The following is a 23,343-nucleotide window of genomic DNA, read 5'->3' on the forward strand; positions in this document are numbered from 1 at the left end:
CTACTGCTCACTTCTCTGATTTTTCCAGCTAACATAGACCACCAGCAGGATAAAGAGCGCCTGACTAACTACCACTTCTAGGCTTGGATAAATCCCCATCCAGTCTACTGTCACAAAGCCATTGATTAGGTGAGTCGGTAGGATATTGGTCAGCTGAAGGGCATGGATGCTGACGCCCAGCATTTTAAAGGCCAGAGCATAGATTAACCAAGTCAGCCAGAAGAAAATGCTGTGTGGCTTGAGAAGACCTGAAGCCTTGCTCATGATAAAGGCCAGCAAGACCAAGACCAGAACAGCCAAGCCGATTCCCAAAAGAAAATCAGTCATAGTGATGCGCGGCAGAATTCCCGCATAGAAGAGGATGGTCTCAGCGCCTTCACGGAAAACCGCCAGAAAGCTAAGAGCAAACATGGAAAGAAAACTGCCTGTGGCTGTTACAGCCTTCATCTGACTTTCCATAAAGTCATTCCATTTCTCAATAGATGCCTTGCTATGCAGCCAAATACCAACCAATATCATCATGGCGACAGCGAAAATTCCCACTGCACCCTCGATAATCTCACGATTGGATCCAGAAGAAACTGCTGGGAAAAGAAACTGCAGCAAAGCTGCAATCACAGCACTGGCTAGAACCCCACTCGCTGCTCCGGCATAAACCCATTTGAGTCCTTTTTTCATCTTGGAGGCTTTCAGAGTCGTTATCAAAGCCATGACAATTAAGAGCGCTTCTACACCCTCACGCAACAAAATCAGCATAGCATCAAAGAAATGATAGTAAGCTGTTGTGTCAATCTGTGACAGCTCACTAATCAAGGATTCCAGCTGCTTTTGATACTTCTCTTCGCTCCCCTTGACCATAATAACAGGTGTCTGACTCTCAACCTTGGTATAAAGCGAAGGATTATTGACACTGACATCTCCTTCTATCGTTGGCCAAATGGTGATGAATTCTTTCATCTTAGCAGCGGCCTTTTTATCATCTCCGCTTCGGAAGAGACTCAAAGCCTCCTCTAGCAGCTCAATCCCATCTTTCAGCGTCAGATTGCCAGCAGCTTCTTGGACTTTCTCACCTTTGACAAAATTATTAATGGCGGTTTTCAAATCATCAAAAGAAGACTGAATCATGTCAAAGTCAGTAGGCTCCGTCTCAATAGCGCTGCGCAGGAATGAAATAGCTGTTTCTACCTTGCCATAATGAGCTGTGCTGTTGTCTCGCACCACGCTTTCATTGGTAGTCCAGGTGCTATTCATCTTCTTGTAAGCTTCTCTTGTCGCTTCTAAATCCTTAGCGCTAATAGCCTTTTGTAGATTTTCAAATTTTGGCTCTAGCTTACTGAGAAGCTTCTTTTTCTCAGCCTCTAAATCGACTGGATTCTGCTCTTTCTCAAATTTCAATAGGGCAGAAGAAATCTGTGTCAGCTTCTCCTCAGTTATCTTACCCGATAAGTCTAGTGCCTTGCTTACCTCTTGTCCCGCTGCAGAGTCGTGATTAGACACCCTTTCAAAGTCAGTCTTGATTTCTCCGATTAGCTGCTTAGCTTTTTCCTGGTCCTTCTGCTTGACGGCAGTGCTGGCATCAGTGATTTTGACGAATAAACTGCTGTAGCTCTCGTCCGCTAAAACCGGCTTAGCCAAAAAGATCAGCAAGAGTCCTAATATCAACAGGCTTTTATTCAAATAATTTTTGACCAAGGTACTCTCCTTTTTTCACTCCACCAAAGCAAGCAAACAAGCCACTGCCGACATGTGTGACGTATTCATTCATCTTATCTTGAGCGCCTAGATTAGTTAGAACTTTGACAAAGCTGTCTGGATCTTTCTGGAAGGAAAGAAAGAGCAAGCCTGTGTCAAACTGCCCAGTAGTTTCATCAATCCCATCCGAGTACGAGTAGGACCGACGATATATAGGCTTATCAACCTCCTTAGCCAGACGAACATGTGAATCCTCTGGCAGCAAGTCTAAGTCAACCTCATCAAACTCGTCTTTCTTGCCAAAAGGCGCTCCGCTATCTTTATAGCGGCCAAAAGTGTTTTCCTGTTCCTGCAGATTGGTCCGGTCCCAGGTCTCAAGGAACATCTGGATCCGGCGGACAGCCATGTAAGAGCCACCCTGCATCCAGTCCTTGCTGTCGCACCAAATGACCTTGTCAAAATCTTTTTCCTTGGTCACATTGGCCGTGCCATCCTTAAATCCAAAGAGATTACGAGGCGTTGACATCCTGTCTCCAATAGCAGCAAAGCCTGACTGACTCCACTTCATAGTGATAGCATTTCTGCCCTTGCGGACCAGATTGCGGACCGCATGAAAGGCTACCTGCTCATCATCCGCGCAGGCCTGTATGACAATATCGCCACCCGTATATTTTTCTTTGAGCTGCTCCTTTGGAAAAGGCGGCAAATCCCGAAAAGCTTTAGGTCGTTTGCCTGACAAGCCCATTTTTTTCAGAAAAGAGGCTGAGACCCCAAAGGTCAAAGTCAGTCGATAAGGGTTGAGACCGACTGTTTCTCCAGTGTCTGTTGGCGGCAAAAGAGCATTGGAATTATCTTTTTTGACCAATTCTCCATCTACCAGCTTCTCGCTATAGGCTGTCCAGTCCTTGAAGAGCTGGATAATGGTCTCCCTATCCGTCGTATGCAAATCTAACACAACAAAGTAGATATTCTTCTGCATCGGGGTTGTAATACCCGCCTGATGCTCCCCGTAAAAGCTGATTTCTTCCTCACCGTCAGCGAATTTCTTATCTTCCTTCGACTGATTAGCGAAAAAAGCAGATGCACCAGAGACACCCAGTGCAAGACCAGCGCCTCCAATCCCTGCTTTTTTAAGAAATTCACGACGATCCATCTTTTTATTAAACCATTTTTCGTCGTTTGTCATATGATTACTTCCCGTCTAGAATGACACCCATTTGCGAGAGAGGTTCACCCAGTTTGGTAACTGCTTCTGCCAGCTCCTTGGTGTCTTCTTTTGTCAATTCTGTATAGAGCTTGTAGTTTTCAGAGTCGGTCATGTGCTTGTCTAGGAGACTGTTTACGTTTTTAAACTCAAGTTCCAAGGTCTTGACAAGCTTCTCATCCTTGTCCTGAATCAATGGCTTGAAGAGCTCAAAAATCTTTTCTGCCCCTTCAATATTGGCCCGAAAATCATAGAGATCTGTATGGGAGAATACTTCTTCCTCGCCTGTAATCTTGCTGGTCGCTACTTCATTGAGCAAGTCAACAGCGCCCGTCAACATCATATCCGGAGTCACTTCAACCGTTGCGATTTTAGCTTTTAGCTCCTTAATATCGTTGACCAGCTGATCAGCATAACTTTCCGTTCCCTTGGTCGTATTTTGCTCCCACATGATTTTTTCGATGCGGTGGAAACCAGACCAGCCTTCTTCGGTCTTGTTTTCGTCTACATAGTCGACCAGGCGGAAGTCAATTTTAACATCTGATTCACCAAAGCTCTCAGCAATCGGCTCTGAGCGCTCGTAGGCCATCCGGATAAGCGGATATTGCTTTTTAGCCTCTTCAAGCTTGCCTTCTTTAAGGGTGTCACGAAACTTCTCCGTATCTGTCAGGAGCTGATCGATTTGTCCTTGGACAAACGTTTTGTAGTCTGCTGTCGCCTTGTCCAATTCTTTCTGATTGACAGCCGTTTGGCTGCTGGATGGTTGACTGCTTGAGCCAGTCTTGTTTGTCGAATTGTTGGCTGCACAACCAGTCAGTAAAATTGCCGTTGAAAATAGGACGATTCCCAGTTTTTTCATGGTGACTCCTTTGTTTTCTCTCTGATATGAGATTATTTCCTGTAAATTATACCATTTTTTTTCTCATATTTCAAGAAATTGTCTGACAATTTAATCAAAAACTATATATTAAGACCATTAAAGCAGCTCTTCTTTGATTTTTCCGATTTCCGTCTTTTTCAGCACCAAGTAAATCGTATCTCCTAGATAGAGGCGCGTGCTGCCATTGACCGTTTGAGTCTTTCCCTTGTGGACATTCATGGTAATCAAGACCCCATCAGGCAGGTTTAGCTCATGCACCTGCCGACCAGCAATCTTTTCAGAAACAGGGATTTCAATTAAAGTAGTATCTCCTTGGTCCTCGATACTATCTGGCAACATTTTTTCCAGCATGGCTTCATAGACTGGGGCTCCTTTTAGCAAATCCATGATAATGTAAGCAGTCAGAGTGACCATTCCCAACGGCATGAGATTACGGATGTCACCAACCATCTCTGTGACCAGAATCATAGCTGTCAGTGGGGCCTTGGAAATTGCTCCAAAGTAGCCACTCATGCCCAGGATAATGAAAATCGGAAATTGCTCCTGAGAAATCAAACCTAGCTGCAGACAGACTGCCCCCATTGCTCCGCCCAGAAGTGAACCCAGAGCAAGGATAGGCAGGAAAATACCACCTGGCAGCCCGCTTCCGTAACTCAGCATGCTCCAGACAAATCTTATAGCAAAAAACAAGAGCAAGGTTTCCACAGTATAATGACTAGCGGTCAAAGATAAAATCAACTGATTGCCCCCGCCTAGCAAGCGAGGCAGGAAATAACCAATTGGAAGAATCAAGACAAAGGCCAGAATAGGATAATAAGCTTCTGAAATCCTAAACAAGCGCCCCAAAAACTGATAAACTAGCTGAATATTCAAAATGACTTTCTCATAAATATAGCCTGACAAACCAAGCAGCAAACCCATGACTAGGTAAATCCAATATTGCTCCAGTCTCATAACTGGAATATTATCCGGCATGTCCAGCACTGGTGTTAAGCCAAACATGGAGAGTGAGACAAAGTTAGCGACTAGACTGGCCGCCAGCGTAGAGACCCAGAAAAAGCGTGAAAAATGACGGTAAACTTCTTCTACTACGAAAAGCAGTCCTGCGATTGGTGCATTAAAAGCTGCTGCTAAGCCTGCCGCCGCACCACTAGCAATAAGCGCTCTCTCCTCAGCGGCACTCAAATTCAGAAATTTAGAGACGCCCTTGCCACTCATAGCACCCAGCTGAATACTTGGTCCTTCTCGACCCAACATCAGACCGCTTGAAATGGCTAAAATCCCCAATACAAACTTCTTCCAGAGAACACTCCACCAAGAAAGCGACATCAGGCCTTTCAGCTCTGCTTCAACCTGCGGAATCCCTGACCCCTTGATATTTTTCTCCGACTTTACCAAGTGGGCATTGAGCAAGACGATGAAACAATAAAGCAACACCAAGGACAATAACCAAAGCATAGACTGCTGACTCCTATGGTAGACATCCTGCACTAAATGAAAGATTTTTTCAATCAGAAAGCGAAAAATGCCCACTACCAGTCCAGCAAAAATCCCAACTAAAATACCTCGTAAAACCTGGGAAATAATCGAATAAGTTGTGAAATTAAATTCTCTCTTGATGTCGTCCTTATGCGAGATAGACTTTTTTGCCATTCTCAATCTCCTCTAACTAGTTACTTTACCACTATTCTAGCACAAAGCAGACCTGATAAACAGACGAAAAATAAATTTCTTATTTCAGTTTTCTTTTTAAAGGCTCTACACAAAAAAGTCCGGGAATTGTCCCAGACTTAATTATTTTCTTATTTAGCGCGCAAAGCTGCTTGAGTAATGTAGTTGTATGGTTTGTTGAAATGCGGCAGGAAGAAGAGATCCAGCAAGGCTAATTTATCAATTGTAACCTTTTCCTGAATGGCCAATGAGAACATGTGAATACCCATAGACATATCTTCTCTAGAAACCATCTGAGCCCCAAGAACTACACGTGTGTCCTTATCATAGACAATCTTAATTGTAACATCATGATGCTCAACCTTTTCAAGGAAAGTTGGTTTTTGAGTATCTTTAAACTCAACCACAGCTGGGCTGTAACCAAAGCGTTTAGCTTTTTCTTCTGTCAGACCAGTTGAAACCATCTTCAGTCCAAAGATTTCGATACCGTTAGAACCTTGAACACCATTAGACTCCAATTCATGTCCGCAAGCATTATGAGCTGCTACGATACCAGAGCGCAGGGCATTAGAAGCCAAGGCGATGTAGTTTGTATCATTGATAGAATTGTCATAGACAGTCGCACAGTCACCGATTGCATAAACATCTTTGATGCTAGTTTCTTGCTTCTTATCTACCAAGAAAGCACCATTGCGGAATGTTTCCAGCTTGCCAGCACCAAGACCAGTATTTGGACGGAAGCCAACTGCCAAGACAACCATATCTACATCGTAGCTAGCCTTATCTGTTACAATGCGTTCTACTTTGCTTTCACCTTCAATAGCTTGAACAGTTTGACCGAAGGCTAATTGAACACCATTTTCTTCAAGGTTTTGACGCATCATATCAGACAAGTCGTGGTCATAGTAACCTGCCAAGCAAGTATCCACAACATCAATCAGAATCACTTCTTTACCAAGGCGTTTGAAGGCTTCTGCCAACTCAACCCCAATGTAGCCAGCACCTACAACTGCCACACGTTCGATATGTTTGCTCTTGTCTTGCAATTTTTCAATAACATCTGCAGCATTTTGATACAATTTTACGAACTGCAGATTTTCTAAGGTTGACTTAAATTCGCGGCTGTTAGGATCTAACTCAGCACCTTTGATTGGCGGAAGAATTGGCTGAGAACCTGTAGCTAAAATCAATTTGTCATAAGACTCTACATGCTCTTTACCGTCTACAATAGCTGTAACTTTTTTCGCATCATAATCAATTGACTCAACTGGTGAATTCATATAAACTTTTGCGCCTTTTGCTTCAAAAGTTTCTTTGTCTGCATAAAAAAGTCCATCTGGCTTGCTGATTTGCTGTCCAATCCAAAGGGCCATTCCGCATGCCAAGAATGAAATGTTTGAGTTTTGGTCAAAAATAACTACTTCATTTTCTGCACCATAATTATCCAACATTGTATTAATACACGCTGTACCTGCGTGGTTTGCACCAACTACAACGATTTTACTCATAAGAATAGTCCTACCTTAATTTATAATTTACTAGACAAGTATATCATCTCCTGTGAGCGTTTACAAGAAATTTGCTCGAAATTTTCAAAAATTCTTATACAGCCTAAAAAGCTATACTACCGCTGTCTCATCGCTTCGAAAATACAGCTTTGTGCGAAAGTCAATTTTCTGAAAATATAACAATTTTAAGATTGTGAAACCGGTATCTTTTTGATATAATAAGGTCAGAGAGGTTAATTTTAGAAAGGTTGTGATAATGTGGACTTCGCTTCTCGCTCGATTCATTTGATGGGGAGTACAATTTGTCTCTCTCTCTGTCATGAGCGAGCAGAAATACTCTTATATGAGGCAGTCCAACTGCTTCATGTCTATAAAAATCGCTTCAGTGCCAATGATGAAGACTCAGAACTTATGACTATCAACCATTTGGCAGGAATTAAAAATGTCTCAGTTCATCCAGAGCTTTTTGAGCTGATTGAGCTGGGAAAATATCACAGCCTAGCAGAAGGCAGCCACTTAAATATCACGATTGGCCCTCTCGTCCAGACCTGGCGGATAGGATTTTCAGACGCTCATCTCCCAAGTACGGAGGAGATTCAGCAAGCTCTGAGCTTAACCGACCCAAACTTGCTTGAGCTGAATCCAGAAGACCGCAGTGTCTTTTTGGCTAAGAAAGGCATGAAGCTGGATCTAGGCGCCTTGGCTAAAGGCTATATCGCTGATAAGATTAAGGACTTTTTTCTGAGTCAGGGAGTGACCTCTGCTCTTATCAATCTTGGTGGCAATGTACTAACCATTGGGCAAAATGCAGTCAGCCAGCGTGCATGGCGGATTGGCATCCAAAATCCCAAGCAGCCTCGCGGCAATCACTCAGCTATATTAGCTGTCACCAATCAGTCAGTGGTCACATCGGGAATCTACGAGCGAACTCTTAGAGTGGATGGGCAGAACTACCATCACATTCTGGATCGCAAAACAGGCTATCCTATCGAAAATCAATTGGCTAGTCTAACCATTGTTTCAGACAAGTCGGTAGATGGCGAAATCTGGACGACTCGACTATTTGGTGAAAGTCCGACATCAATTCTGTCTCAGATAGAACAGCAACCAGGGATTGAAGCATTGATTATCACTCAGGATAGTCAGCTCTTCTGTAGCTCAGGCCTTTCAGAGCAGATAATTCCTGCTTCTTAATTTTCAAAAGTGATAACTTTGCTGCCACACCAAGCGGCACATCTATCACCCTATCTTTTTAAACATGCTCATTAAAAAAACACCCTCTCTTTCTTATAGGTTTTACTTGCCTAAAGAAAAATAAATGCACACATGAGGGCTCTGTATCTTAATTTCAGAAAGGAAATTTTATGTTAAAACTTATTGCAATTGTTGGAACAAATTCTAACCGTTCTACAAACCGGCAACTTCTTCAATATATGTCTAAGCACTTCGCTGACAAGGCTGAAATCGAGCTGGTTGAGATTAAAGATATCCCAATGTTTAATAAACCTGCTGACAGAAACGTCCCTGAGTTGGTATCAGAAATTGCCGAAAAAATCGATGCAGCGGATGGCGTACTTATTGGTACACCTGAGTATGATCATTCTATCCCAGCTGTGCTGATGAACGCCCTAGCTTGGCTTTCTTACGGAATCTATCCATTGCTGAACAAGCCAGTCATGATCACTGGTGCTTCTTATGGTACACTTGGCTCCTCTCGTGCCCAGTTGCAGCTCCGTCAAATTTTGAACGCTCCAGAAATCAAGGCAACTGTCCTTCCAGATGAGTTCTTGCTTTCGCATTCTCTTCAAGCCTTTGACCAAAGCGGAGACTTGGTAGATCTTGACGTTGTCAAAAAATTGGATGCTATCTTTGATGACTTCCGTATCTTTGTCAAAATCACTGAAAAATTGCGCAACGCACAAGAATTGCTTCGCAAAGATGCTGAAGAATTTAACTGGGAAAAATTGTAAGATAGGAGACCGAAAGAATGAAATTTGTTGGAATTGTAGGATCAAACTACGAACAATCATATAACCGAAAATTATTGGAATTCATCCGCCGTCAGTTCAAAATTAAATTTGAATTGGAAGTCTTAGAAATTGATGAAGTCCCAATGTTTAACCAGGATGAAAAATGGGATGAAAGCTTCCAATTGCGTTATTTGTATAACAAAATCACACGTGCAGATGGTGTCATCATCGCAACCCCTGAGCACAATCATACTATCAGCGCTCCTTTAAAGAGTGTCTTAGAATGGCTCTCTTACGAGGTTCATCCTTTCGAAAGCAAGCCTGTTATGATTGTCGGTGCTTCTTACTACGATCAAGGAACATCTCGCGCTCAAGTTCACCTGCGTAAAATCCTAGATGCTCCTGGTGTCAATGCTTATACCCTTCCAGGTAATGAGTTCTTGCTGGGCAAAGCCAAGGAAGCTTTTGACAATGATGGTAATATCACCAACGAAGGAACTGTGAATTTCCTTGAAACATGCTTAGATAACTTTATCAAATATGTAGAGGTCGTTTCAAAATTGAAAAAACCAAAACCAATTGAACCTGAAGACTTAGACTGCGGAAAGCCAATCGCTACGACAATTACAGAAGTTGATCCAGATGATCCAGAATGGGTAGAAAAAGTCGCTGAAATCACTGGCGCTGTTTCAGGTGATACTTATGTCGAACTTGACCATGGTATCTTGACTGTTAATCAAATTGATATGTTCTTGAAAGCTATGCCGTTTGAATTGACATACGCTGACGATAACAACCAATTCCTCTACTACAACAACGCCCACCAAGACCCAGACACCATGTTTGCCAAACGTGTGCCACCTCAATCAGGTAGCCGCATGTCAACTGTTCACGGCTCTCTTCCACCAGCTCGGATGAAAAATGTAGAGTGGGTTATCGGAACACTTCGCAACGGAAACCAAGAATACGTTCGTACAATCGTCCCTGGTTCACCTGCAGGAGTTATCAATACCCACAATTACCAAGCTATGTACTATCCTGACGGATCATACGCAGGTATCAATGAGATCGTCTTTAATTTCCAACCTTGGCTCGACTGGTACTTAAAAGAAACTGGTCAACGTTTGGTTGGAGGCAGCGGACCATTCGCTCCTGCCGGAGGTCATGGAGACGCAGACGCTACTTCTGGTGCTTCTGATGCTGGAGGCGATGGAGGTCATGGAGACGGAGGAGCCGATGCGACATCAGGTGCTAGCGCTTAATCACATTACAAACTAAAAAGAGAGTGGGTCAGAAATCGGTAATTCGTTAGAATTCGATTTCGTCGTCCCACCTCCGCACAGTTGAGTAGGGCTGTAAAAGCTGATGAAATCAGCGTAGTAGAGCCCACTCAACCACTGCGTCTTGCTCGACAATCCAAAGACAATCGAGAGGCTAGGACTTTTGTCCCAGCCTCTTTTTTCGCTTTATTTCATTTCCTTGAAAGCTGCTTCTGCATCAGTATTACTGATAGCCCCAAACTGGATTTTCCCGATTTTCCCTTGACTGTCAATGAGGATTTCAGTCGGGATACTGCGGATCTGATAGGCTTGGAAAATTTCTCCTGAAGTGTCAAATAGAACTGGTACATCTTTATAACCTTGTTCTTGAAACCATTTTGGAAATTCCTCAACTGACTTCTCTCCTTGGAGACCTGGTGCTACAACTGTCAAGATTTCAAAATCACGATCTGTTTTACCAGCCAATTCGACCAATTCCGGCATACTCTTCTTACAAGGTCCACACCAAGAAGCCCAGAATTTTAGATAAACTTTCTTGCCTTTGTAGTCAGAAAGTTTGACTGTTTTTCCATCCATAGACTGCAAAGTAAAGTCGGGCGCCTCTTGACCGACAGCTGCTTGGGCGACTGTACTTGTCTGAGGGGCCTCACTTGATGAACTGCTGGTTGTAGGCATAGTCATAGGCTTCTCTTCCTGTTCCGAGCAGGCTGCCAAAAAGGCAACAGCTGACACAGTTGCTAATAATGTAACGATTTTTTTCATATTTCTTTCTCCTTTTATCCAAAAAGTCCAGACAGGGCGTTGAGCTGTCCTAACATCAGCAGAATCCCCATCAGAATGATCAGGGCTCCGCCAATTTTCTTCATCAGGCCCATATAAGGCTTGATTTTATTAAAATACTGCATAACAAAGCTAGATGCCAAAGCCAAGATTAGGAAAGGCAGGGCCATTCCCAAAGTGTAAATTAAGGTCAAAATTGCTCCCTGGAATGCACCATTCCCACCCGAAGCTGCTAAGGCCAAGACTGAGCTGAGGATTGGTCCAATGCAAGGAGTCCAACCAAAGCTAAAGGTAATACCTAATAAGAATGCAGACCAAAAATGATGTTTCTGGCCATTCTTTTTGAAAGTCAAACTCTTTTGAATCTGTAACTGGCGAATATTAATAAGCTCCATCTGATGCAGACCTAGCAGAATGATAAGGCCGCCCATCACATAACGAAAGGTAGGACTGTAAATAATTGTTCCTAGGAAGCCTGCTCCAAAGCCAAGAAAAAAGAAGACCGTTGAGATGCCTGCAATGAAAAAGAGCGTTCTAACCATGCCTTGCCAAGCAAGCTCCCGGCCAAATACTTTCAGGGTCTTGACCTCCTTGTCATCCAATAAAATGCCAATATAAACCGGCAATAAGGGAAAAATACAAGGGGAAAAGAAGGACAAAACACCCGCTAAAAAAACTGAAACAAAAAATAAAGGTGATTCCATTTTCTCTCCTCTAACTACTTACGTAGAATATACATTCACTTATCATTATAAATGAATCTTATAGATTTTTCACAAATCCGCTACGGTAATTTTCTTGCAAACTCATGAGACTAGGAAAAGAGAAAAACTCGCTTGATGAACAGCACAACCAGTGCATTTTTTTCAAACAGTAAAAAGCCGGAGAGAATTCTACCGGCTTGAATATTTTAAAACTTAATAGACCTAATCATCTGTAACTAGCGGCAAATAAAGACTAATCTGGGTAAATTTATCTGGTTCGGACTGGATTTCCATATGGTAGTCGTCTCCGAACTGCAATCTTAAGCGTTGATCGACATTTTTCAGACCAACACCACCTAAGCGAAGGAGAGTCGCATCCATAGAGGCGTTGACATCAAAGCCTCGGCCGTTATCATAGATAGATAATATCAGCTGTCCCTCTTCTGCTGCCGACGTCACCCGAATCATGCCCTGTCGGTCAATTTCCTTGATGCCATGGTAGATGGCATTTTCGACCAAAGGCTGAAGTACCAGCTTGGGCAGTTTATAATCAGCTATAGATTCATCCTCCTCAATCTCATATTGGAGCTTGTCGCCATAGCGCTGCTTCTGGATAAAGAGATACTGACGAACGTGATCAATCTCATCTTTAAGAGCAATCTGTTCGTGTCCTTGATTGAGCGCCAAGCGGAAATACTGAGCGAGTGACTTTGTTACCTCAACAACACGCTTGCTGTCGTTAAACTCAGCCATCCAGACAATCGTATCTAAGGTGTTATAAAGGAAATGGGGGTTGATTTGAGCTGAGAGAGCTCGGAGCTCATAGCGGCGGACATTTTGTTCTTCAGTCTTGACAGCTTCCATCAGCTGTTCAATTTGGTCCAGCATTTTATTGAACTGCTGAGCCAAGTCAACCAACTCTGGAGAACCCTTTGCTTCTGCCCGAAGGTTTGAGTCACCTGCGCCAATCTTTAGAATAACTGCTTGTAGATTCTGCAGAGGCTTAATCCACAAACGCAGAACAAACCAAATACCAGTCAAACACAGCAGGAGTGCTAAAATGCCCATTCCCACAAAAGAATAAAGCATCTGTGACTGAAGCATCTGCAATTGCTCTAATGAGGCGACGCCAATTAAAGTCCAGTCGCTTTCCGCGATATCAATTTGGTAGACAAAAGCCTGTTTCTGGTCTGCGTAACCGTCCTTGACCGAGATATAGGGCTGCATAGCTTTCATTTCCTGGCTGGAGGAATAAACACTTTTCTTGGGATGATAGACAAATTCATGCTGGCTATTGACAATAAAACTAAAACCTTTCTTCCCTAGCTGAAGCCGATCCAAATAGGCTTTGAGACTCTTATAGCCGATATCCAGACGCAAAACACCGAGATTCTGTCCCACTTCATCCACTACTTCCTGAGTAACGGAAACAACCCACTTCTCCTTCTCCGATGATAGAGACTCCTTGCGAGCAGGAGTCAAGACAGGCATGGCTTTGGTATGGACAGCTTCCAGATACCACTTTTCATTCATCATATCAGAGGATGTCTGCATACTGATTTGAGAATCTGTCGAGACCACGCGCCCGTCTTTGGTAACCAATACTGCCGACACCAAATCCGGATCTGTCTCAATGATGGTTTTCATCAAAGACTGAACTGCCGTTTCGCTGCTTTCTTGATTCTGAGCAAACTTCCGAATCGTTTCTTCCTTACTCAGTGTGGAGGTGGTTTGTTTTAATTTTTGCAAATAGGAAGCTATGAACTGCCCGCTTTGCTCCATGCTATTACGCGTCGTCCGCTCTGTCAGCTGTCGAATAGTCCCCGAGCTAGTCTGATAGTAAAGACTCCCAACAAATCCCAAGAGGAAAAGAACCAGCAGAAAAATATAGACAATCAACTGGATAAGAAGCGGATATCGTTTCATTTCTCCTCTCCTTTTTTAAACTGCCGAGGTGTCAGCCCAACCACCTGCTTGAAGCGCTGAGAAAAATAGTTCATATCTTCAAAACCTACCTGCTCTGCTATTTCATAAATCTTCAAATCTGTAGTTAGGAGTAAGAGTTTTGCTTTTTTCATCCGCTCTTGAATCAAATAATCTTGAAAGGGCAAGCCTAGTTCTTTTTTGATTAAAACGCTGAGATAAGAGGGACTGAAACCCAGCTGGGAAGCCAAACTCTTCAGGCTTAATTCTGAATCTGCTAGACGCTCGTGAATAGCCTCTTCCAACTCAGAGCGTTGCCCCTGATCGACCAAGTTTTGAATCTGTGCTTTTTTACGTTCTTTATCGAGCTTAGTCTGCACCTTAGCCAACATCTCCTCAACATCATCTTTGGAAAATGGCTTGAGAAGATAGTCATCTGCACCTAGCTTAATGGCCGTCCGAGCATAGTCAAAATCATCATATCCAGTCAGAAAAACGATATGGCACTCAGGAGCCTGGTCTCTGACTAGCTTGGCCAGTGCGAGGCCGTTCATCTGTGGCATATTGATATCGGTCAGCAGGATGTCAGCAGGATTTTCCTGAAATTTCTGCCAAGCTTCTATTCCGTTTTCAGCCTGGGCAATAACTTTCATACCAAACTGTTCATAGTCTACCAAGGACGCAATCCCCTGTCTTACCAGATACTCATCCTCTACAATCATAATTGAATACACAAGATTCAACTCCTTATTTATACTGGATTCATTATAGCAAATTTCCAATCGAAATGCTCTTAAACATAATCCAAAAGATAACCGTAACCCTTCTCCTCCATCTCAGCTTTTGGAATGAACTTAATTGACAGACTATTGATGCAGTAGCGCAAGCCACCCTTGTCCTTAGGACCATCTGTGAAAACATGGCCCAGATGGGAATTTCCAACTCGGCTACGAACTTCCGTTCGAGTCATATTGAAACTCTTGTCTTCCTTGTAAGTCGCAACATCTGGACTAATTGGACGGGTGAAGCTGGGCCAACCGCAGCCAGAGTCAAACTTATCCTTTGATGAAAAGAGAGGCTCTCCCGTCACCACATCCACATAGATACCAGCATCGAACTTATCCCAATAGCGGTTAGAAAAAGCTCGCTCTGTGTCATTCTTTTGTGTGACTGCGTATTCTTCAGGAGAGAGCTTAGCCTTAATCTCTTCATCGCTAGGCTTAGGATAGCGACTAGCTTCGATAACAGGATAAGCAGCTTGATTGACATCGATATGGCAATATCCATTAGGATTCTTTTTTAGGTAATCCTGATGATAATCTTCTGCCTTGATAAAGTTTTTTAGAGGTTCTTTTTCGACGGCCAAAGGCTTATCATATTTCTTAGCAACCTCATCAAAGACCTGGTTAATAGTATCAAGATCAGCTTCATCCGTATAGTAGACACCTGTCCGATATTGAGTACCTTGATCATTACCTTGTTTATTTTTAGAAGTTGGATCAATAATGCGGAAATAGTGAAGCAGAATTTCTTTTAGCGAAATTTTCTTGGCATTGTAAGTGATGTGAACAGTCTCAGCGTGACCAGTTTGAGAGACCAATTCATACTTGGTCGTGTCGCCTTTACCATTTGCATAGCCTGATACTGCATCAAGTACACCTGGCACGCGAGAAAAGTACTCTTCTACTCCCCAGAAACAGCCGCCAGCCAGATAAATTTCCCGCTTATCCTCTTCCTTGACATCTTCTTGCTTTTGTTTGGCTACTGCTTCTGTCTTGCTCATAGAGGCTTTCTTGATTTGCTCAGGAGAAGATTGCTTACCATTTCCCGCAATCACATAGACCAGTCCAAAGCAGACAAGCAAACCAAGCATAACCAGAAGAATTTTCCATTTGCCTTCCATGTTCATTGCTCCTTTCTACTTGATTTCTTTCAATGTTTTCTCAATATCTTCCTTGCTCATGTAGCCAATATGCGTCTTGGCAAGAGAACCGTCGCTGCCTACGAATAGAGCAGATGGATAAGAGCGAATCCCGTATTCTTTCAGCAATTCTCCCTTAGTGTCCATGAGAACTGGGAAGTCTTTGTAATCCAAAGATTTGTACCATTCCTTGAAATCATCAGCAGACTTTTCTCCATTAAAAGTCGGAGACACCACCGACAGGACAACATAATCTTTTCCTGACTGCTCCTTAGCCAAATCATTGGTATCTGCAAGGGTGGACAGACAGATAGAGCACCAAGAAGCCCAAAATTTTAGATAGACTTTCTTACCTTTGAAATCAGACAGCTTGTAGGTCTTCCCGTCCACTCCTTGCAGACTAAAGTCCTTAGCCATCTTGGTAGATTGCTCAGAATCAGCTTTTGTTTCCATATTGCTTTTATCACTTTTAGAAATTTCCGAGTTCATTTTCTGATTTGAACAGGCTCCCAATAAGCCGACACAAAGCAGACTGATAGTCATTATCGATAACTTCTTCATCGTTTTCTTTCCTTTCAAAATAAGGAGAAAGCCGACAAAACTGACGACTTTCTTTCCTATGGTGGAATTCTTATTTGTCAGATGACATTTCGGATGAATCTTTCATGTCATCCTTCATGCTTGAATCGCTTGATTTCATATCATCTTTCATGTCAGACTTGCTGTCGGACATCATAGAAGAGTCCTTCATATCATCCTTTTTCATTTTATCATCAGACATGCTAGAGTCTTTCATATCTTCTTTCTTCATGTCATCTTTTTTCATATCTTCTTTCTTCATCATACTGCTGTCATCCATTTTCTTCATATCAGAATCTGATTTTTGATTAGAGCAGGCTGCTAAGACAAAGATACTAAGTGCAGCGATTGTAAGTGTAGTGATTTTTTTCATGATGTTTCTCCTTTAATTATACAATATTTATCCAAATAACGATGCTAAAACGTTTAGATTTCCAAGCATTAACAAAATTCCCATGAGAATGATGAGTGCACCGCCGATTTTCTTAAGTGTTCCCATATAAGGTTTGAGTTTCGCAAAGCGCTGTAATACCCAGCCGGAAGCCAAAGCCATAGCTAGAAATGGAAGGGCTAATCCAAGTGTATACAGCAACATAAGCAAACCTCCCTGAAGAGCGCCGTTACCTCCAGAAGCTGCAATTGCTAAAACAGAACTCAGAACAGGTCCCACACAGGGCGTCCAACCAAAGCTAAAGGTAATACCCAAGAGAAAAGCGTTAAGAAAATCACTTCTTTTACTATTCTTTTTAAGTTGGATGCTCTTTTGCTTTTGTAACAACTGGAAATTGATGATCCCCATCTGGTGGATTCCCAGTAGAATGACAATCCCGCCCAGAACGTAGCGAAACCAAGGGGCATAGAGGACTTGCCCTAGAGCACCAGCCCCGTAGCCTAGAACCAAGAATACAGTTGATAAGCCAGCTATAAAGCAGAGCGTCTTAGCTAGACCATACCAGGAAATGTCTCTTCCCATAAATCGAACCGTTTTCGGCTGATCAGAATCCAGCAGAATCCCCACATAGACTGGCATAAGCGGTAAAATACAGGGCGAGAAAAAAGATAGAATTCCCGCCAGAAAAACAGAAATAAAGAACAAAAAACTTGTTGCCATTTCAAAAACCTCTCTATCAATTTCTGAATCTAGTATAAAATAAAAATCTCCCTAAAAATAGGGAGAAAGATTTGAAAAAACTTGAATTTGATGTTATATTGCTTGAGATTTCTGGATTGGGCAAAAACATCCACCACATTGTGGCGGATGTTATCTATTAGCTTTCCATCTCAAAACGCTCACTCTTCTGCTTGTTTGGCAAAAAGAGAGAAAGCAGGATTCCAACTAGAGATGGCACCAACCAAGGTAAAGAAGCCTGAGCAAAAGGAAGGGCATTTACCATATCACTTACCTTTGTAATATGGAACTGCTGCCCAAGAATACCCGCAAAGGAAATCAGAGTCACTGTTGCCACCGTCAATTGCATACCGACTTTGGACAGTGGCAAGAATTTATTGACAATGACAATCAGTACGATAACAATGGTAATTGGATAGAGAATTTGCAAGACTGGAACAGAATATTGGATAATGGCATTGAGGCCAAGATTGGCAATCGCAAATCCAATCAAAGTAAAGACTGTTGCGTACACTTTGTAAGATAGCTTAGGAAAAGTTTTATGGAAGAATTCCCCAGTCGATACAATAAGTCCAGCTGTTGTCGTAAAGCAAGTCACAGTAACCATAGCTGCAAGGAAAATCTGTGCTGTAGGTCCAAAGATAGCCTGTGTCGCCTGCGATAGGACATAAACACCTGGATTGCCTTTGGCAATAATCTCAGCTGGAACTGGAAAATGATTGCCCAGAAAAGCCAAACCAATATACATGGCGCTAAAGCCCAACGCTACCATCAAACCAACAACCCAGATAGTTGAAACATACTCTTTTTTATTCTTGAAACCTAGCTGGTTAAGAGTTGTTACTGCGATTACGCTGAAGGCCACAGAAGCCAAGGCATCCAAAGTATTATAACCTTCCAAGAACCCTTGCCCAAAAGCTGACGCAGAATAAGCTTGCGAAGCCTGCTGAGGAGAAGTTGAGCCGTATTTCAAAGCTCCTAGAATAACTAAGATAATAATCAAAACTGCAAAGACAGGCGTCAGAATACGTCCAATCCGATCCAAAATCTTAGATGGATTCAAAGAAATCAGATAAGCCGCTGCAAAGTAAAGGGTCGTGAAAACAATCAATCCGATACCTGTCATATTTCTAGACAGCATAGGAGCGATACCAACTTCATAAGCTACTGTCGCTGTCCGCGGGATAGCAAAGAAGGGCCCGATTGACAGATACAAGGCAACGAGATAGACAATAGCAAACCAAGGTGCAATCTTCTTAGAAATCTCATAGATGTAACCCTTAGGATTGAGTGTTCCAATAATCAAAGTCAAAACTGCAAGTCCAACCCCAGACAGGACAAATCCTGCAATAGCCGGCCAAAAATACTGGCCAGATAATGTTCCAAGTGAAGGCGGGAAAATCAAGTTCCCAGCACCGAAAAATATTCCAAATAAGAGCAAGCCTGTCAAGGCACCTTTTTTAATCACAGGAATCTCCTTTAAATTTTTTCATGCTTTATCATTATATACGGAAGAAGCCCGCTCCGCAAGACTTTTGAATTTTTCAGAATATTGATTCAAATCAAAAGAGTATACCCGATTTAAATCGAATTGTTTATCCGAAATTTTGGGCAAAATCCTCACTTATCCACAGATTTAAGGCTTATTTTAAAGTAATATAAATAAGTTTGTTTTAAATCGTATATTTTACCAACATCTCTCTATCTTTTTTGATGGTCTACTTTCTTTAAACAGACATACTCTACTGTTGCTGAATTCGAGAAAAATATAAGATTATACATTCCGATCAAAAACAAATTATAAAAGACTTTTTATAGCAAAAAGGTTGAGACATCTTATCTCAACCTTTTAAAAAATGGCTATAAATCATTTAGCAATCTTTACACATCGCTAAATCTTCTGTGCTTAATTTCGAATTCAAAAAAGTTCTTCTCTTGCAGCATATGGAAAATATCTCGATAAGCCTCCTCATCAAAATGGTCTCCCAAATACAGGATTTCAAAGCTTAATCCTTCATATTCCAGAAAGGCATTGGTCGTTCGAAAGCCGTTACGCTTATAGAAGTCCATACGTGCTTGACGTTGCTCTAGATTGTCACATTCTTCATCGACACGTTCTACCTCTAGAACCATAGTTTTTGGATAAAACTCTGTCAGTTTATGAATAATTTCTCCCCCATAGCCATGGCTGCGAAGGTGCGGCATAATCGCAAAGAAGCTAACGTAAAAGCATTTTTCATTGTAGATTGCAAAAGCAAAGCCCACAAACTCTTCTTCATTGTAAAAGGCAAAGAAATGGGATTGTTCATCGTTTGTATAGCGAAGGAATTCGCTGATTGGTACTCTTTCTTCTAGAGGAAAAGCCTCGCGATTTAAGGCCTCAACCTTATCCAAATCGGGAAAATCTGCTGTAATAATTTGACTCGTTAAAGACATTGCTACCTCACTTTGCTTAATATTCTAGCAGTTGTCAAAAAAATTAGCAAGCATTATCAAGCTTCTCCCGCTTTTTTAGAAAATTGGCTCTGATAGAGGTCATAATAAAATCCTTTATCAGCCAAGAGGCTCTCATGATTTCCTTGCTCGATAATCTGACCATCCTTGAGCACCAAAATCTTATCTGCTTCCTGAATGGTCGACAGTCGGTGAGCAATGACAAAACTGGTTCGCCCCTGCATGAGAGTCTTCATAGCCTTCTGAATCAAGAGCTCTAGCCGTGTATCGACAGATGAGGTCGCTTCATCCAAAATCAGAATCTTAGGATTGGCCAAAAGAGCCCTCGCAATCGTAAGCAACTGCTTCTGACCAAGCGAGATATTGCTTGATTCTTGGTTCATTTCCATGTTGTAGCCGCCTGGCAAGGTACGGATAAAATGATCCACATTAGCAGCCTTGGCTGCCTCTACAATTTCTTCATCAGTGGCTTGCAGATTGCCAAAGCGAAGATTTTCTTTAATGGTTCCTTCATAAAGCCAAGCATCCTGCAGCACCATACCGAACTGTTTGCGGTAGTCCTGACGGGACAGATGGCGAATGTCATGCCCATCAACTGTAATCGCACCTTTGGTTACATCGTAGAAACGCATGAGCAAGTTAATCAGCGTGGTTTTACCAGCACCAGTCGGACCTACAATAGCCACCATTTCTCCAGGTTTGACTTCCAGATTGAAATTCCGAATGAGCAGCTTGTCTACTACATACTGGAAGTCCACATCCTTGAAGCTAACCTGACCTGTCAGATCTTGATCCAGCTTTTCTGTCTTATCATTGACTTCATCTGCTTCGTCCAGCACTTGGAAAATCCGGTCTAAAGAAGACTTGGCACTCTGCAGCTGACCTGCTAACTGAGTCAGGTTTTGAATGGGCTGGTTAATCTGCCAGACGTACTGAACAAAAGCTTGCATATTTCCGACTGTCAAGCGCCCAGCGATAACCTGAAGACCGCCCAGCAGAGCCAGCAAGAGGTAGGTCAGATCTGAAATGACATTCAAAACAGGCATCATCAAACCAGAGATAAAGCTAGCCTTAAAACCTATTTTCTGCAAATTTTGCGTAATTTGGCGAAAATCCTCCTGGGAGCTTTCTTCTCTGACATAGAGCTTCAAGATATTAAAACCAGTCAAATTCTCCTGAACAAAGCCATTCATAGCTCCCAGTGCATCTGCCTGCTGTTTAAAGTACGGCTGGGATTTCTTCACGATAAAGCGAGCACTAAGGTAGGTAATCGGAATCGAAATTACCACAATGATACCTAACTGCAGATTGAGTACCAATACCATGACGATGACCAAGATTAGAGTGAAGACTGCGTTGATAACCTGCAGAAAGGACTGCTGCAAGGCATTGGAAACAGCTTCGACATCGCTGGTAAAACGCCCCAGCAAGTCACCAAACTGATGCTTGTCAAAGTAAGAAACGGGAATACGATTAATCTTATGACTAAGTTCATCGCGCAAGTCTCGAATGGTAGCCTGCACTGCATTAGTCATAAAGTAATTAGAATAGTAAGAACCGATTTCATAAAAAATCGCCCGTACAAAATACAAAATCATGACCCAGCCGACATAGGACACATTAATCTGGGCGTCAGCCACACCTTTAGCCATATCCAGCAGATTATTTGTCAATTCTGTAATGGCTAGACCTAAGACAAAGGGCTCGACAACGCTCATGACGACACTGAGGATTTTGAGGAAGATCGCAAAGGCGACTGCAAATTTATAAACTTTTAGATAGCTCCACAAACGAGCAAAACTAGATGTGTTTTTCATATCAGTCTCCTTTCTATTCCTCTGTCAAAGCTTGATTTTTCAGCTGCGAATCCGCAATTTCACGATAGATATCATTGGTTTCCATCAGCTCTTCATGCTTCCCGCGTCCAACGATTTCACCCTGGTCCAGAACGATAATTTGGTCAGCGTCCATGATAGTTCCCACCCGCTGAGCTACAATCAACACAGTTGCCTGACCTGTCACTTCCTTGAGGCGACGACGAAGCACCGCATCTGTCTTATAGTCCAGAGCAGAAAAAGAGTCATCAAAGATATAAATATCCGGCTTTTTGACCACCGCGCGAGCGATAGAGAGCCGTTGCTTCTGCCCTCCGGATAGATTGCTGCCTCCCTCGGCCAGATGAGTCTCAAAACGCTCTTCTCGACTCTCGATGAAGTCCTTTGCTTGAGCCACCTCAGCTGCCTGACTCAGCTCTTCTTGGCTGGCTTCTTCCTTTCCGTAGCGTAGGTTTTCCGCGATGGTTCCGGTAAATAGCAGAGCCTTCTGCGGAATAAAGCCAATCTTCTGACGCAGTGCCTTCAGATTGTATTCACGGACGTCCACACCGTCCACTAAAATCTTACCTAGTGTTACATCGTAAAAGCGCGGAATCAGCTGCACCAGTGTTGACTTCCCAGAACCAGTAGAACCGATAAAGGCAATAGTCTCACCCGGCTTGGCTTTGAAGGAAATATTATGCAGTACAGGACTTTCCGTCTCACCCGGATAAGCGAAGGTTACATTGTCGAACTCCAGATACCCCTGCGTATCTGTCTCGGTTATACCATCTTCATTAGGATTTATTGAGATGGGCATGTCCATGACTTCCTTGAGCCGCTGGCTCGATACCGCTGTCCGAGGATACATGGTAAAGAGATTGGCCAAGAAGAGGAAGGACAGCAGCGCGTGAAAGCTGTATTCGATAAAGGCAACGAGATTTCCGATTTCAAGACTGCCATCCCGCAAGGGGTCTAGGGCAAACCAGACAATGGCCACAATCATCGCAATAATAATCTGCACAAAGAGTGGCTCTGTCAGACCAGTCAGCTTAAAGAGCTTATTGGAGTTTTGCGCATAGACCTCATTTTCATCAGCAAAACGCTTCTCTTGAAATTCCTCTCTTGCAAAAGCTCGAATAACGCGCAGACCAGTCAGATTTTCCCTTACGTACTGATTAATCTTATCAAGAGTCTTCTGCTGCTTTTCAGACAAGGGCTTGGTTTTAACCGCTACATAAATGACCACGACAGCCAAGAAAGGAACTGAAACAGCTACAATCCAGGCCAGAGACGGACTGGTCAGAAAAATCATGAGAATACTGGACAGCATCATCATGGGAGTAATGACACCCATTTTCAGGGTTTGCTCTGCAAACTGCATGAGTACAAAAGCATCCGAAGTCAAGCGCGTGACTAAAGAGGATACACCGATTTGCTCATACTCATGATGAGAATACTCTTGCAGCTTAGCATAGAGATCATTGCGCATGTCCTGCACCATGGTCGTCGTTAGCTTCCCAGCCGCATAAGCCAGAACGATTCGCCCCAGCACTCCTAAGATAATAACGCCAAACATGACCCAAGCCCAGAAAAAGAGACGGTCTGTCTGCTTAGGATTGATTCCCTCATCAATCATCCGAGCCAGCACAGTTGGAAGACCTAGATTGACGATTACAAAAAAGATTGCCGCAACAAAGTCCAAGACTAGCCACTTAGGATATCTCTTCAGATAAGACCAAATGTATAACATAATTCCTCCTTCGCCATCTATTCAAAAATAACTCACTCTAAAGCACCCAAGTGCTTTCTAAACACAGAAAAGAGCGCGCAA

At 42.8% G+C, this 23,343-nt stretch carries 20 protein-coding genes; 3 read left to right on the forward strand and 17 right to left on the reverse strand.

All coding sequences use genetic code 11. The features are described from left to right. The 5 genes from RYK49_RS08365 to nox all read right to left on the reverse strand — a co-directional run bounded on the left by RYK49_RS08365 (position 1) and on the right by nox (position 6,955). Positions 1 to 1,692: an FTR1 family protein gene (locus RYK49_RS08365; RefSeq protein ID WP_314865419.1), complete on the reverse strand. Its 1,692-nt coding sequence runs from the start codon at positions 1,690 to 1,692 to the stop codon at positions 1 to 3. Continuing rightward, positions 1,670 to 2,878, reverse strand: a complete 1,209-nt coding sequence (gene efeB / locus RYK49_RS08370) for an iron uptake transporter deferrochelatase/peroxidase subunit (protein ID WP_314831200.1) — start codon at positions 2,876 to 2,878, stop codon at positions 1,670 to 1,672. The genes RYK49_RS08365 and efeB overlap by 23 nt, the downstream gene beginning before the upstream one ends. Positions 2,879 to 2,882: 4 nt before the next feature. After that, complete coding sequence (efeO, locus tag RYK49_RS08375; protein ID WP_314831199.1) at positions 2,883 to 3,755, reverse strand: iron uptake system protein EfeO; 873 nt, start codon at positions 3,753 to 3,755, stop codon at positions 2,883 to 2,885. 117 nt (positions 3,756 to 3,872) lie between these two features. After that, the gene (locus RYK49_RS08380) at positions 3,873 to 5,429 is read right to left on the reverse strand and encodes a chloride channel protein (protein WP_314865421.1); all 1,557 of its coding nucleotides are present in this window, start codon (positions 5,427 to 5,429) and stop codon (positions 3,873 to 3,875) included. Between the two features lie 149 nt (positions 5,430 to 5,578). Then, entirely contained in the window at positions 5,579 to 6,955 is a 1,377-nt protein-coding gene (nox, locus tag RYK49_RS08385; protein ID WP_314831197.1) for a H2O-forming NADH oxidase, read from the reverse strand. 258 nt (positions 6,956 to 7,213) lie between these two features. Here nox and RYK49_RS08390 point away from each other — a divergent pair, with 258 nt between their 5' ends. The 3 genes from RYK49_RS08390 to RYK49_RS08400 all read left to right on the forward strand — a co-directional run bounded on the left by RYK49_RS08390 (position 7,214) and on the right by RYK49_RS08400 (position 10,187). Continuing rightward, positions 7,214 to 8,149, forward strand: a complete 936-nt coding sequence (locus tag RYK49_RS08390; protein WP_314831196.1) for an FAD:protein FMN transferase — start codon at positions 7,214 to 7,216, stop codon at positions 8,147 to 8,149. A 170-nt stretch (positions 8,150 to 8,319) separates the two neighbouring features. Next, positions 8,320 to 8,925, forward strand: a complete 606-nt coding sequence (locus RYK49_RS08395; protein ID WP_002906610.1) for an NADPH-dependent FMN reductase — start codon at positions 8,320 to 8,322, stop codon at positions 8,923 to 8,925. Positions 8,926 to 8,942: 17 nt separating this feature from the next. Continuing rightward, positions 8,943 to 10,187 (forward strand): NAD(P)H-dependent oxidoreductase, encoded by a 1,245-nt coding sequence (locus RYK49_RS08400; RefSeq protein ID WP_314865422.1) that lies wholly within the window; start codon positions 8,943 to 8,945, stop codon positions 10,185 to 10,187. A gap of 204 nt (positions 10,188 to 10,391) precedes the next feature. Here RYK49_RS08400 and sdbB read toward each other — a convergent pair whose 3' ends face one another. The 12 genes from sdbB to RYK49_RS08460 all read right to left on the reverse strand — a co-directional run bounded on the left by sdbB (position 10,392) and on the right by RYK49_RS08460 (position 23,262). Beyond that, a complete protein-coding gene (gene sdbB / locus RYK49_RS08405) occupies positions 10,392 to 10,967 on the reverse strand; it encodes a thiol-disulfide oxidoreductase-associated lipoprotein SdbB (RefSeq protein ID WP_314865424.1) in 576 nt (191 codons plus the stop codon). Positions 10,968 to 10,981: 14 nt separating this feature from the next. Further along, positions 10,982 to 11,689 (reverse strand): thiol-disulfide oxidoreductase-associated membrane protein CcdA2, encoded by a 708-nt coding sequence (gene ccdA2 / locus RYK49_RS08410; protein ID WP_314865425.1) that lies wholly within the window; start codon positions 11,687 to 11,689, stop codon positions 10,982 to 10,984. 222 nt (positions 11,690 to 11,911) lie between these two features. Then, entirely contained in the window at positions 11,912 to 13,615 is a 1,704-nt protein-coding gene (locus RYK49_RS08415) for a sensor histidine kinase (RefSeq protein WP_314865427.1), read from the reverse strand. After that, positions 13,612 to 14,346, reverse strand: coding sequence for a response regulator (locus RYK49_RS08420; RefSeq protein WP_314865428.1), 735 nt, complete (start codon positions 14,344 to 14,346; stop codon positions 13,612 to 13,614). The genes RYK49_RS08415 and RYK49_RS08420 overlap by 4 nt, the downstream gene beginning before the upstream one ends. A gap of 59 nt (positions 14,347 to 14,405) precedes the next feature. Then, positions 14,406 to 15,515, reverse strand: coding sequence for a peptide-methionine (R)-S-oxide reductase MsrB (gene msrB, locus RYK49_RS08425; protein WP_314865430.1), 1,110 nt, complete (start codon positions 15,513 to 15,515; stop codon positions 14,406 to 14,408). A 15-nt stretch (positions 15,516 to 15,530) separates the two neighbouring features. After that, positions 15,531 to 16,094, reverse strand: coding sequence for a redoxin family protein (locus RYK49_RS08430; protein WP_314865432.1), 564 nt, complete (start codon positions 16,092 to 16,094; stop codon positions 15,531 to 15,533). Between the two features lie 70 nt (positions 16,095 to 16,164). Continuing rightward, a complete protein-coding gene (locus tag RYK49_RS08435) occupies positions 16,165 to 16,485 on the reverse strand; it encodes a hypothetical protein (protein ID WP_314830493.1) in 321 nt (106 codons plus the stop codon). Positions 16,486 to 16,512: 27 nt separating this feature from the next. Beyond that, on the reverse strand, positions 16,513 to 17,223 hold the full coding sequence (ccdA2, locus tag RYK49_RS08440; RefSeq protein WP_314830492.1) for a thiol-disulfide oxidoreductase-associated membrane protein CcdA2: 711 nt from the start codon (positions 17,221 to 17,223) through the stop codon (positions 16,513 to 16,515). A 157-nt stretch (positions 17,224 to 17,380) separates the two neighbouring features. Beyond that, entirely contained in the window at positions 17,381 to 18,709 is a 1,329-nt protein-coding gene (brnQ, locus tag RYK49_RS08445; protein WP_314830491.1) for a branched-chain amino acid transport system II carrier protein, read from the reverse strand. 413 nt (positions 18,710 to 19,122) lie between these two features. Next, positions 19,123 to 19,677 (reverse strand): GNAT family N-acetyltransferase, encoded by a 555-nt coding sequence (locus RYK49_RS08450; protein ID WP_314830490.1) that lies wholly within the window; start codon positions 19,675 to 19,677, stop codon positions 19,123 to 19,125. A gap of 56 nt (positions 19,678 to 19,733) precedes the next feature. After that, a complete protein-coding gene (locus tag RYK49_RS08455) occupies positions 19,734 to 21,512 on the reverse strand; it encodes an ABC transporter ATP-binding protein (protein ID WP_314830489.1) in 1,779 nt (592 codons plus the stop codon). Between the two features lie 13 nt (positions 21,513 to 21,525). After that, positions 21,526 to 23,262 (reverse strand): ABC transporter ATP-binding protein, encoded by a 1,737-nt coding sequence (locus RYK49_RS08460; protein WP_125407285.1) that lies wholly within the window; start codon positions 23,260 to 23,262, stop codon positions 21,526 to 21,528. Between the last annotated feature and the right edge of the window lie 81 nt (positions 23,263 to 23,343).

The organism is uncultured Streptococcus sp. (assembly GCF_963525625.1).
In the GTDB taxonomy this organism is placed as follows: Bacteria; Bacillota; Bacilli; order Lactobacillales; family Streptococcaceae; genus Streptococcus.

Excerpts from the sequence above, each read along its gene's own strand:
- RYK49_RS08400 (WP_314865422.1), top strand. The coding sequence starts at position 8,943 with ATGAAATTTGTTGGAATTGTAGGATCAAACTACGAACAATCATATAAC.
- msrB (WP_314865430.1), bottom strand. The coding sequence starts at position 15,515 with ATGGAAGGCAAATGGAAAATTCTTCTGGTTATGCTTGGTTTGCTTGTC.
- RYK49_RS08450 (WP_314830490.1), bottom strand. The coding sequence starts at position 19,677 with ATGTCTTTAACGAGTCAAATTATTACAGCAGATTTTCCCGATTTGGAT.
- ccdA2 (WP_314830492.1), bottom strand. The coding sequence starts at position 17,223 with ATGGCAACAAGTTTTTTGTTCTTTATTTCTGTTTTTCTGGCGGGAATT.
- RYK49_RS08460 (WP_125407285.1), bottom strand. The coding sequence starts at position 23,262 with ATGTTATACATTTGGTCTTATCTGAAGAGATATCCTAAGTGGCTAGTC.
- ccdA2 (WP_314865425.1), bottom strand. The coding sequence starts at position 11,689 with ATGGAATCACCTTTATTTTTTGTTTCAGTTTTTTTAGCGGGTGTTTTG.
- efeB (WP_314831200.1), bottom strand. The coding sequence starts at position 2,878 with ATGACAAACGACGAAAAATGGTTTAATAAAAAGATGGATCGTCGTGAA.
- RYK49_RS08380 (WP_314865421.1), bottom strand. The coding sequence starts at position 5,429 with ATGGCAAAAAAGTCTATCTCGCATAAGGACGACATCAAGAGAGAATTT.
- RYK49_RS08455 (WP_314830489.1), bottom strand. The coding sequence starts at position 21,512 with ATGAAAAACACATCTAGTTTTGCTCGTTTGTGGAGCTATCTAAAAGTT.
- RYK49_RS08415 (WP_314865427.1), bottom strand. The coding sequence starts at position 13,615 with ATGAAACGATATCCGCTTCTTATCCAGTTGATTGTCTATATTTTTCTG.
- RYK49_RS08395 (WP_002906610.1), top strand. The coding sequence starts at position 8,320 with ATGTTAAAACTTATTGCAATTGTTGGAACAAATTCTAACCGTTCTACA.
- RYK49_RS08435 (WP_314830493.1), bottom strand. The coding sequence starts at position 16,485 with ATGAAAAAAATCACTACACTTACAATCGCTGCACTTAGTATCTTTGTC.
- sdbB (WP_314865424.1), bottom strand. The coding sequence starts at position 10,967 with ATGAAAAAAATCGTTACATTATTAGCAACTGTGTCAGCTGTTGCCTTT.
- nox (WP_314831197.1), bottom strand. The coding sequence starts at position 6,955 with ATGAGTAAAATCGTTGTAGTTGGTGCAAACCACGCAGGTACAGCGTGT.
- RYK49_RS08430 (WP_314865432.1), bottom strand. The coding sequence starts at position 16,094 with ATGAAGAAGTTATCGATAATGACTATCAGTCTGCTTTGTGTCGGCTTA.
- efeO (WP_314831199.1), bottom strand. The coding sequence starts at position 3,755 with ATGAAAAAACTGGGAATCGTCCTATTTTCAACGGCAATTTTACTGACT.